The 10,645-nt window shown below is 67.0% G+C and carries 8 protein-coding genes and 1 other RNA gene; 3 read left to right on the top strand and 6 right to left on the bottom strand.

The annotated features are described in order from the left end of the window. Nucleotides 1–84: 84 nt before the first annotated feature. On the top strand, nt 85–1,047 hold the full coding sequence (gene thiL / locus AC5O77_RS17820) for a thiamine-phosphate kinase (protein WP_197611160.1): 963 nt from the start codon (nt 85–87) through the stop codon (nt 1,045–1,047). 206 nt (nt 1,048–1,253) lie between these two features. Here thiL and AC5O77_RS17815 read toward each other — a convergent pair whose 3' ends face one another. The 6 genes from AC5O77_RS17815 to AC5O77_RS17790 form a co-directional block, all read right to left on the bottom strand. Beyond that, the gene (locus tag AC5O77_RS17815) at nt 1,254–1,664 is read right to left on the bottom strand and encodes a hypothetical protein (protein ID WP_478057659.1); all 411 of its coding nucleotides are present in this window, start codon (nt 1,662–1,664) and stop codon (nt 1,254–1,256) included. Between the two features lie 568 nt (nt 1,665–2,232). Beyond that, nucleotides 2,233–4,623: an autotransporter family protein gene (locus tag AC5O77_RS17810; protein WP_478057658.1), complete on the bottom strand. Its 2,391-nt coding sequence runs from the start codon at nt 4,621–4,623 to the stop codon at nt 2,233–2,235. A gap of 414 nt (nt 4,624–5,037) precedes the next feature. Continuing rightward, entirely contained in the window at nt 5,038–6,423 is a 1,386-nt protein-coding gene (locus AC5O77_RS17805; RefSeq protein WP_478057657.1) for an FAD-binding oxidoreductase, read from the bottom strand. Then, the gene (locus tag AC5O77_RS17800) at nt 6,420–7,037 is read right to left on the bottom strand and encodes a metal-dependent hydrolase (protein ID WP_478057656.1); all 618 of its coding nucleotides are present in this window, start codon (nt 7,035–7,037) and stop codon (nt 6,420–6,422) included. Before AC5O77_RS17800 ends, AC5O77_RS17805 begins: the two co-directional genes overlap by 4 nt. Before the next feature lie 110 nt (nt 7,038–7,147). After that, nucleotides 7,148–7,516: a YraN family protein gene (locus tag AC5O77_RS17795; RefSeq protein ID WP_177179500.1), complete on the bottom strand. Its 369-nt coding sequence runs from the start codon at nt 7,514–7,516 to the stop codon at nt 7,148–7,150. Beyond that, entirely contained in the window at nt 7,506–9,227 is a 1,722-nt protein-coding gene (locus AC5O77_RS17790; protein WP_478057655.1) for a penicillin-binding protein activator, read from the bottom strand. Before AC5O77_RS17790 ends, AC5O77_RS17795 begins: the two co-directional genes overlap by 11 nt. A gap of 81 nt (nt 9,228–9,308) precedes the next feature. On the opposite strand from AC5O77_RS17790, the gene rsmI reads away from it, so the two are divergent. Together rsmI and rnpB are read left to right on the top strand one after the other, a co-directional pair. Beyond that, the gene (gene rsmI, locus AC5O77_RS17785; protein WP_005412235.1) at nt 9,309–10,127 is read left to right on the top strand and encodes a 16S rRNA (cytidine(1402)-2'-O)-methyltransferase; all 819 of its coding nucleotides are present in this window, start codon (nt 9,309–9,311) and stop codon (nt 10,125–10,127) included. Between the two features lie 155 nt (nt 10,128–10,282). Continuing rightward, an RNA gene (gene rnpB, locus AC5O77_RS17780) (RNase P RNA component class A) lies at nt 10,283–10,634 on the top strand. The last annotated feature ends 11 nt before the right edge of the window (nt 10,635–10,645 follow it).

The raw sequence follows: 10,645 nt of genomic DNA, 5'->3' as shown, positions 1-10,645 counted from the left end.
GCAGGGATCCTGAGGTTGCCGGCCAGCGGCCGGCACTACCGCCCACCGCGCACTGCGCGGCACGTACAACAGCGGGAACGCCCCATGTCCCTGGCCGAATTCGCCCTCATTGACCGCATCCGCGCCCGTACCCTCGAGCGCGACGACATCCTGCTCGGCATCGGCGACGACGCTGCGCTGCTGCAGCCGCGTGCCAATGAGCAACTGGTGGTCACTGCCGACACGCTCAACAGCGGCGTGCACTTCCCGGTGGAAACCCCGGCCTTCGACATCGGCTGGAAAACCCTGGCGGTCAACCTGTCGGACCTGGCTGCGATGGGCGCGCGTCCGGCGTGGTGCACGCTGGCGTTGTCGCTGCCGGAAGCCTCCGAAGACTGGATCGATGCGTTCGCCGATGGCTTCTTCGCCCTGGCCGATCAGCACGACATTGCGTTGATCGGTGGCGACACCACGCGTGGCCCGCTGTCGCTGTCGGTGACCGCGATGGGCCAGGTGGGACGTGGCCAGGCGCTGCGTCGCGACCGCGCGCAGGTGGGCGATGACATCTGGGTAAGCGGCACGCTCGGCGATGCCGCCGGTGCGCTGCGCCTGTGGCAGCAAGCTGCGCTGAGCATCGCCACCGCCACGCTGCTGGCCGACTACGAAAGCCTGCGCCTGCGCCTGCTGCGGCCGACGCCGCGTGTCACCCTGGGCCTGCGCCTGCGTGCCTTCGCGCACGCGGCGGTGGATGTATCCGATGGCCTGCTGGCCGATCTGGGTCACATCACCACGCGCAGCAACGTGGCCGCACATGTCGATGCCGATTCGTTGCCGATCTCCCACGCGCTGCGTGAGCTGCTCGGCCGCGATGGCGCGCGCGACTGCGCACTGCGCGGTGGCGACGATTACGAACTTTGCTTCACCGCTGCCGCCGACCAGCGCGATGCGCTGCACTACCTGGCCGAATCGCTGGACGTGCCGCTCACCCGCATCGGTCGCATTGCCGAAGGGCAGGGCGTGCATGTGGATGGCGAAGCCGCCGACGGCGGATACCAGCACTTCGCGTAGCCGCAGCGGTACTGCTCTGGTGGGGCCAACCTTGATTGGTACGAGTGTGTCGACCAAGGTCGACACCTACCGAAGCAGGGGCGCATCGGCATTGCCCTGGTAGGTGCCAACCTTGGTTGGCACGAACGTGTCGGGCGCCCGTATCAATGCCGTGTCGACCAAGGTCGACACCTACCCGAGTGGACATGCATCCGCATCGCCCGGTGTTACGCCGTGTGCAACTGCACATCCACATATTCGGCCAGCCCACGACAGGCCAGTAGTAATCCCTCGCGCACGTCGTCACCCACCTGCTGGTCATCAGCGCCGTCCACGCGCACGCGTTCGGTCGCATGCAGCAGTTCCAGCAGCAACGTCAGGCCGGCTTTGGCGCGGTCGGCACGTGCCATGGCCATGCATTGCCCCGATGTACGGCCCTTGTCTGGCCACGGCTGGCCGTCAGCACCCTCCACGTGGCGGATGCGCTGTAGGCACGCAAGCAAGGTGTTGCTGGTGGGCGCGGTGTTGCCGTGCGTGGCACTGAGCGTGGTTTCCAGTGCGCGGGCGATGGTCTCGGGCAACTGGTTGGCGGCTCCACCGAGGGTGGCGAACAGGTAGGGATAGTGCGTGGCAGTCATGGCGGCGTCCTTGTGCAGGAGGCAAGGCGCCACCCCGCTTAACAGCGAGGGTGGCGGACGGTGCATGGTTCCAATGCCGGTGGTAACACTGCGAAACACCGGCGGGCACGAGGCCCCCACGCACCGCCCGCCATAGATGCGCGGACAGAATGCCTGCCGACGTCACCCAACAAGGAAAGGGTGACGCCGGCAGACAAGCGTAAACAACAGTGTTACCGATCGGGATTGGAAGCCCGTGCCACCCGTTGTCGGTGGCGCCACATGATTTGCATGGAGCGCCAATGCTGCCAATGAGAATTGTTGGAAACTTCGAAAGAGTTGCAATTTCGTCGCCGGCAGGCAGCAGATGGCGTTGCCTGCCGAATGCGACATTCCCTGTAGCGTCGAGCCATGCTCGACTGTTGTTGGCCGCCGTCGAGAAGAGCCAGTAGAGCATGGCTCGACGCTACAGAAAGCAGAAAGCAGAAAGCAGAAAGCAGAAAGCAGAAAGCAGAAAGCAGAAAGCAGAAAGCAGAAAGCAGAAAGCAGAACGGCGCCGGATCTCTCCGGCGCCGTTCTTTCAACTACATCACCACTTGTACGACATGCTCAGATTGGCCGTCGCTTCGCGGTACCCATGGTCACCGCGCATCACACCAAACCCACCCCAGGCACTCAGCCCCGAGCGGAAGTCCACTCGCGCACCGGCATTCAACTCGTAACGGTTGCGCGGCACGCAGGCCTTCAGCGCTTCATCGTCGAACGCCATGCCGTTGCTGGCACCGTCGCGGTACCAGTTGGCTACCACGTAGGGGCTGATCGATGCGCCAGCCGCCGAATGCCCCTCGCCCTGCAGGCGCAGGCCCATGCGGCCAGACAGTCCACTGTCGCCCAGGCTGCGCACCACCGTGCCGTTGGCTTCCTCGTGGCGGTCGATCTTGGCATCGGTGTAGATCAACTGCAGCTCCGGCTGCAGGCTCAGCGCCGTGTTGCCGATCTGGCCGATGCCGAAGCGGTAACCGGCTTCCACCGAGCTCTGCCAGATATCCGAGTCGTAGCGTTCCTCGGCCAGGCCTTCGCCCTGCACGCGGTTGCGGAACTGTCCACGCTGCACGCTGGCATCCACATACAGAGCATCGTTGGCCCAGTTGCCGTACACGCCCAGCGCGCCACCTTCCACCTTGCCGCGTGCGCTGAAACCGGTCACGTTCGAACGCGAGGTAGCGCTGCTACGCGCCGCAGTGCCCATCAGACCGATGCGGCCACGGCCGTCATCAAACACGCCGATGTCCGCACCCAGCTGCACGCGCGAGCGGTCTACGCGCAGGTCCAGCTGGTCTTCCACCGCCGAGAGCTTGCTCTGGTTGGCATCCACGCGGGCCCAGCCACGCACGCCTTCCTCAGCGGTGATGCTGCCGCCCTGGCGGTCGCGCCAGGAGTGCCGCAGCAGCTGGTCCATCGCGAACTGGTTGGCCAGGTAGGCGCCGGCTTCCGGGCGCAGCACCGGGGTCGGGTCCACCGGATCAACCGGGTCCACCGGGTCGATCGGCTGGCATTCCGGCAGGGTCGGGTCCACCACACACGGGTCCGGCACGGTGGCCAGTTCCGAGCGCAGGTACCAGCCGCCATTGGTCGCGTCCTTGAACAGGAAGTACTCGTACTGCCCGCCCACGGCGCGGCCCTGCAGGTCGAACTGGCCGTTGGAGGTACCGCCCACGCGGATCAGCTCGATGCCCTTGTCGGTCTTTGCGCCTGCACCACCGGCATTGAGCACGCGCACGTTGGCCTGGCCGCTGGTGTCGCCGGTGACGATCAGCTTGTCGGTGGCCGAGGTGTCATCACCCAGCTGGGTGTTGAACAGCAGGGTGCCGCCGTTGCCGGTGAAGGTATCGACGGTAAGGGTGTTGAAGGTGCTGCCGTTGCCCAGTGCGACGGTACCGGTGTTGCCCAAGGTAAGTGCGCCGACGGTGCTGTCGCCGGTCAGCAGCCAGGTGCTGTCGCCACTGATCTCGGCGGAGGTGACGTTGAAGAAGCGGCCATCGATCTGCGCCTTGTTGCGCAGCACGACATCCAGATTGCCACTGACCCGGCTGGTATCGAAGGTGATGTCACCGGCCAGGCGGGCGTCGTCCACCGTGAAGTGGACATCGGCCTCGCCCGAGGCCGTGCCATCGGGGCGTACCAGCAGCAGATGCCCATCACCGCCGGACAGCTGCGAACCGTTGGCGACGGTGATGTCGTAGCGCACCGACCTGCGCGGTGCTACCCAGATGGCGGGACCGCTGTCCGAGGCAACCTGGGCGTTGTCCACGCGCAGGGTGATGGGTTGATTGAGCACAGACGCGATGGTGCCGCCCAGCAGCAGTACACCCGAATTCGCGCCTCCCACCCGGGTGCCGTTCTGCAGGATGGCCGTGCCTTGTTGCAGGCGCACCGCGTGACCATTGCTGAGCACTGCCGCGCCCGGTGACGCTTCAGCGCGCACGAACGAGGAGTCGACGATGACGGTGCTGTTGGCATTGGGCTCGGTGGGCGACTTGTCGAGGTAGATGCCGACGCTGAACCGGGTATTGGCGCCGACCGAATGCAGGGTGCTTCCAGTAATGCGCGCGGTGGAAAGGTCGCTGACCACTACGCTGCCGTCATGCAGGGTGCTGTTGGTCATATCCAGCGCTGATGTGCCTCGAAGTACGATGTTTGCCTTCCCTCCACTGGCCAGCGCTTCGACGCGGCCATTGCGCAGCGTCACCAGCGAGTCTTTGCTGGTGATCTCCTCCGTGCGGCCCCCGTCAACCGTCAAAGAGGAGCCATTGATCAGATTCCAGACCTCTACGGTGCTGCTTTCACGCACTGTGGCCGATTGCCCATCAAGGTTGCGGGCCAGTGCAGGCTGCAGGGGAGCTGCGGCAAGGGCCAGCAACAGGCCGTGCGTCAGCGGGCGCAGGCGAAAACGGCGCCGGGTTTGGAAATCGCGATGCATGGGACGCTCCTGATGGAAGATGGTTCGGTCAGGTTTCCGGATGAGCTTGCTATCGCACGCTGCTGAATGCGCTCAGTGGGGTGAAGAGCGGGTGATGCACAGGGCAAGTCGTCTTGGCACATCCGGATCGGACGCCAGTGTCCCGGCTGCCTTTGGCTGATCCCATGCAATTAGTTGCAAAGTGTCGTTTTCGACACAGTTCGTGGTGGCGCGGTTCAGGGCTGTGAAACGTGTGCAGCGCAGCATGTTGTAGAGCCGAGCCCATGCTCGGCTCACCGCGAGAAGCGCGGCGCTCTGCGGGATCTGACCGGCGCGCAGCCGAGCATGGGCTCGGCTCTATAGTGCGGTGGGTGCATCTGTTGGGGTCCGAGCCCATCGTCGTTGCGATGGGATCTGACCCCGAGCAACCAGGCCTCACACCGGAGGCAGCACCTTGCCCGTGTTGAGAATCCCATCCGGATCAAGCGCGGACTTGATCGCACGCATCGCCGCCAGCGTTTCGCGGGTGAACGCCTGGGCCATGAAATCGCGCTTGGCCAATCCAATCCCGTGTTCGCCGGACAGCGTGCCTCCGAGCGCCAACGTCAGCTCGAAGATCTTCGGCAGTGCGGCATGCGCGCGCGCGTTCTCGTCGGCATCGTCGGGGTGATAGAGGATGTTGACGTGCAGGTTGCCGTTGCCGGCATGGCCAAAGGTGACGATGGTCAGCGCGTAGTCGCGTGCCAATGCCTGCACGCCGGCCACCAGTTCCGGAATGCGCGATACCGGTACCACCACATCCTCATTGATCTTGCCCGGGGCAACGCTGCGCAGCGCCGGCGACAGCGCCTTGCGTGCGGCCCATAGCTGGTCACGCGCGCGGCCTTCCATCGCGACGTCCAGCTCGATCATGCCGTCGCCTTCGGCAGCGCTGGCCAGTGCCTGCAGCAGGTAGGGCAGGGTGTCGTGGTCACCATCGGCTTCGACCAGCAGCATCGCGCCAGCCTCGGGTACGTCCGCACCATTGAGACGTAGCAGCTCAAGGCTGCGGGCGTCCATGAATTCCAGGCGGGTGGGTACCACCGGCTGCGACATCAGCCGCGATACCGCCGCAGCGGCGGCATCGGCATCGCGGTACAGCACACGCAGGCCGGCCTGGCTGACCGGCAACGGGGTCAGTTTGAGCGTGGCTTCCACGATCAGTGCCAGCGTGCCTTCGCTGCCCACCAGCAGATGCGTGAGGTCATAGCCGGTGGCGTCCTTGGTGTAGGCACCGCCGCAGCGGATCACGTCGCCGGTGCCGGTAACGGCAACCAGGCCCAGCACGTTGTCGCGGCTGGTGCCGTACTTCACCGCGCGCGGGCCGCCGGCATTGCAGGCCAGGTTGCCGCCGATGCTGCAGATCTCGGCGCTGGAGGGGTCCGGCGCCCAGAACAGGCCATGCGGGGCCAGCGCCTGCTGCAGGGCGCCGTTGAGCACGCCTGGTTGCACCACCGCGCAACGGTCACCGGCGCGGATCTCGACGATGCGGTCCATGCGGGTGAACGACAGCACGATACTGCCGGGCAGCGGCACCGCCGCGCCGGTGGTGCCGGTACCAGCGCCACGTGCGACCAAGGCCACGCCATGCGCACGGCAGGCCCGCACCAAAGCCTGCACCTGTTCGATGTCGGCTGGCAGCGCCACCGCCGCCGGGCGCTGGTGACGCCATGAGTTGTCCTGCGCGTTCGCCTCCAGCGCGCCGTCATCCATGCGCCAGCCCTCCGCGCCCAGCAGGGCGGACAGTTCGGCAACCAGTGCAGCAGGCAGGGCAGGACTCATGACGGATCTCGTGGGGTAACAGGAGCGGGTTGGATCAGTTTCCAGGCGACGACGGCGGTAGCCAGCGGCAGCCACACCCAGCGCAGTTCAGAGAGCAGGGTGGCCACGCCGCGTGCGCTGAAGAACTGCGGCGCGAACGGAGAAACGCGGATGGGTCGCCACGGTGCGAAGAAGCGCTGTTCGCTCCACGGCCAGGCCAGCGCGACGCCGAGGCCGCCGGAGGTCATCGCATCCAGCAACGGATGGCTGGCAGCACAGACGAAGACGAACACGGCGGCTTGTAGGGTAGATGCCAACCTTGGTTGGCACGAAACCGCCGACCAAGGTCGGCGACTACCGGAGCTGTGTGGTGCCGACCAGGATCGGCCGCTACCAAAGAACGCCAACACCGCGGCCAATGCCGCCAGCACGCAGGCAAACAGCAACGAATGGCTGGCACCGCGGTGGCCGAAGGCATCGGCATAGGGAATGTGCAGTGCAAAGGCCAGCACGTCGGCATCGGGCAGCATCGCAGCGATCACACCGGCCGCCAGCAGGCGCGGCGGGATGCGGCCACGGTCAGCGGCGCACCAGAGCGCCAACGGCACAGCGGCATGGGTGATGATCGAAGGCATCAGTCACGCACCGTGGTCGTGCCGGCCAGGCTGCGCTCTGGTAGGTGCCAACCTTGGTTGGCACAGAAGCGCCGACCAAAGTCGGCCTCTACCAGAGCGGACGGTAACCATCAGCAGTCATCCAGCCGGAACGCATCACGCAGCCACCGCAGCTGCGGCGGTTCACCACTGGCTTCAACCACATCGAAACGGCAGGGCGCATTGGCCAGTGCCGGGTTGTCCTGCAGGTACAGCTGCGCGGCATGCGCCAGGCGCCGGCATTTGCGCGCATCCACCGAAGCGGCGCCGCCACCGAAATCGGAGCGCGCGCGATAGCGCACTTCCACGAACACCACGGTACCGGCGTCATCCATCACCAGGTCCAGTTCACCGCCGCGATAACGCACGTTGCGCGCACGCGGCAGCAGCCCGGCCTGTTGCAGATGCTGCTCGGCGGCAGCTTCCACCGCCGAGCCACGTTGGCTGCGCTCAGCGACCACCGACGATCGGCATCGGCCGGCCGCCATTGAAGGTCGACCATGCCGGCTGGCGCAGGATGTTGCCGTTGCTGTCCAGGAACAGGGTGCCGGTGGCACCGTCCAGGCCGCCTTCGTTGGACAGCTTGTCCAGGTAGGCGGTGATCTTCCAGGCATCGGCACCGAAGGCGAACAGGCGGCCGGCCGCACCGCGTGCGCTCGGCAGGGTGCTGGCCACCTGGCTGGCCGAGGGCAGGCCGGACACGCTGCGCACGTTCCAGGCTTCGTTCGGGTAGACGATGCCGTCCAGTGCCACGTCTTCTTCCACCTTGCCGCTGCCGACGGTCAGCTGCGAGGTGCCGACGCGGGTCGCGCCACCGGCACCGGCCAACGCCAGCTGCGGCGCCAGCAACCGGGCCTGCGGGGCGCGCACGGCGAGGAACACGGCATCGACCTGACCGGCATTGCGCACCTGCGCGCCGACATCGCCGACGGCTTCGCTGACATTGACCGTGGCCACCACCTGGCCGCCGCGCTGTGCGAAGCGCTGGGCAAAGGCGGCGGCGGAACGGCGGCCGGTGTCGTCGTTGCTGCTGATCACCAGCGCGCGGTTGCGCTCGCGGCCACGCAGGTACTCGGCGGCGACGATGCCGTCGTCTTCCGGTGCCAGCGAGAAACCAGCGCTGCCGGCCGGCGGTGCATCCTTGCCGCGGTTCAGGGCCAGCACCGGTACCTGCAGCTGCTGGCGGCCGTACACGGCGTCCACTTCGTCGCGGCCCAGCGGGCCGACCACGAAGTCGGCACCGGAGGCGACGGCCTTGTCGTAGGCGGCGAGGGCACCGGCCGGGGTGCCGGCGGTGTCGAAGAAGTTGATGTCCGGGCGGCGGCGGCTTTCACCGTAGTAGGCGCTCAACAGGCCATCGCGAACCGGCTGCGCGGCGGTGGCCAGGCGGCCGCTGAGCGGCAGCAGCACGGCCAGCTTGGCCGGCGGCCGGTAACCGTCGCTCATCGCCGGCGGCCGCTTGCTGGTGTCGAACTGAGCCGCGCCATCGCGGTCGAACGGGCGCGGCAGCGGCAGGCCGCGGGCGATCAACGCGCGACCGGCGAAGTTGTACAGCGGGTCGTTGGCCGGCAGGGCGGCGGCACGGCTGCGCAGCGTGGCGTCGTCGAGGGTGCCGAGCAGGCCGGCGATGGCGGCCTGGTTCTCGCTGCGCGCACTGCCGGTCAGGCTGGCATGGGCGCGTGCACGTTCGGTGGCGGCGCCGAAGGCATCGCCGGTGCCCTGCAGCGCGTTGGCGCGGGCCAGATACCAGCGCGTACGCAGCGCCGGCAGCACGTTGTCGCCGTGGTCCTTCAGCAGGGCCAGGGCCTGCGCCGGCTGCTTGTCGGCCAGTGCCAGCTCGGCGCCGGTCAGCTGGTAGCGCTGCAGGCTGGCGCCGGACAGCTGGCGCGCGGTGAGCTGGCCCAGCAGGCTGCGCGCGCGCGCACTGTCACCGGCCAGGTGCCAGGCCCAGGCCGCGTCGGCCAGCGCGTTGCTGCGGGCGCCGCCGCGGAGGGTGGCGGCCAGGGCTTCCAGCTGCAGCGCGGCGTCGCGCGGCTTGCCCTGTTCGATCAGCGCCAGCGCCTGGCTCTGGGCCGGCGAATCGGGCGTGCTGGTCAGGCTGGTGGTGGCGCAACCGGCCAGCAGCATCAGCGACAGCGACAGGGCGGAGATCCGTGCGGCGGGCTTGTTCATGATCGGGTCCATGCGATGAGGGCAGCGGCCTTGGCCGGGTACACGCTACGATTCTACCCTTGCCCCGTGAGTACCGCTGAAATGAGTGTGCCAACCCTGTACGTCGTCGCCACCCCGATCGGCAACCTGGCCGATCTGAGCCCGCGCGCGCAGGAGGTGCTGCGGTCGGTGGCGGCCATCTGTGCTGAAGACACCCGCCGCAGTGGCCAGCTGCTGTCCCATTTCGGCATCCAGCAGCCGTTGGTGGCCCTGCACGAACACAATGAAGAGGCCCTGGCCCAGCGCCTGGTATCGCGCCTGCAGGCCGGTGAATCGCTGGCGCTGGTCAGTGATGCCGGCACCCCGCTGGTCAGTGATCCCGGTTTCCGTCTGGTGCGTGCTGCGCGCGCGGCGGGCATCAAGGTCAGCCCGATTCCCGGCGCCTGTGCTGCCATCGCCGCGCTGAGCGTGGCCGGCCTGCCCAGCGACCGTTTCAGTTTCGAGGGTTTCCTGCCGGCCAAGGCCAGCGGCCGCCGCGACCGCCTGCAGGCGCTGGCCGGTGAAGTACGCACCATGGTGTTCTACGAATCCTCGCACCGCATCGCCGAATCGCTGGCCGACATGGCGGCGATCTTCGGCGGTGAGCGCCCGGCGGTGCTGGCCCGCGAGCTGACCAAGCTGTTCGAGACCGTGCTCGATGGTGACCTGGCCGGCCTGCTGGCGAAGGTGGAAGCTGACGAGAACCAGCGCAAGGGCGAGTTCGTGGTGATGGTGCAGGGTGCTGGCGACGATGAGGAAGCGCAGCTGGCGCATGGCCGCCGTGTCTACGCCAAATTGAGCGAGCATCTGCCGCCGTCGACCGCCGCCAAGCTGGCTGCCGAGCTGACCGGCGCACCGCGCAAGGCGTTGTACGGGAGTTGATGGATCATGCGGACCAAGGTCCGCACCCACCAGAGCGGAATCCGCACCCACCAGAGCAGCGGAGTCGGTAGATCCACGCCATGCGTGGATGGATGAACCGGACGCCGCGATCAGCACGGCAGGAAGGGCGTGCGTAGGCTAGAATGTGCACTGGCGGAGCCGGCCAGACAGTCGCGTCATCCCTTCGGGGGTGCCGAGGAAAGTCCGGGCTCCATAGGGCAAGGTGCCAGGTAACGCCTGGGCGGCGCAAGCCGACGGAAAGTGCAACAGAAAGATACCGCCTACGTCTTCTTCGGAAGGCCGGTAAGGGTGAAATGGTGCGGTAAGAGCGCACCGCGAGTCTGGCAACAGACCGGCACGGCAAACCCCACCTGGAGCAAGACCAAATAGGGATCCTTTGGCGCGGCCCGCGTTGGATCCGGGTAGGTTGCTTGAGCGTTGCGGTGACGTAACGCCTAGAGGAATGACTGTCCACGACAGAACCCGGCTTATCGGCCGGCTCCGCCTCTTTCTTCCAT

Source organism: Stenotrophomonas sp. INTA L402-1 (assembly GCF_059295135.1).
This window is presented reverse-complemented; position numbering and strand designations above follow the sequence as displayed.

Excerpts from the sequence above, each read along its gene's own strand:
- thiL (WP_197611160.1), top strand. The coding sequence starts at position 85 with ATGTCCCTGGCCGAATTCGCCCTCATTGACCGCATCCGCGCCCGTACC.
- AC5O77_RS17815 (WP_478057659.1), bottom strand. The coding sequence starts at position 1,664 with ATGACTGCCACGCACTATCCCTACCTGTTCGCCACCCTCGGTGGAGCC.
- AC5O77_RS17810 (WP_478057658.1), bottom strand. The coding sequence starts at position 4,623 with ATGCATCGCGATTTCCAAACCCGGCGCCGTTTTCGCCTGCGCCCGCTG.
- AC5O77_RS17805 (WP_478057657.1), bottom strand. The coding sequence starts at position 6,423 with ATGAGTCCTGCCCTGCCTGCTGCACTGGTTGCCGAACTGTCCGCCCTG.
- AC5O77_RS17800 (WP_478057656.1), bottom strand. The coding sequence starts at position 7,037 with ATGCCTTCGATCATCACCCATGCCGCTGTGCCGTTGGCGCTCTGGTGC.
- AC5O77_RS17790 (WP_478057655.1), bottom strand. The coding sequence starts at position 9,227 with ATGAACAAGCCCGCCGCACGGATCTCCGCCCTGTCGCTGTCGCTGATG.
- rsmI (WP_005412235.1), top strand. The coding sequence starts at position 9,309 with ATGAGTGTGCCAACCCTGTACGTCGTCGCCACCCCGATCGGCAACCTG.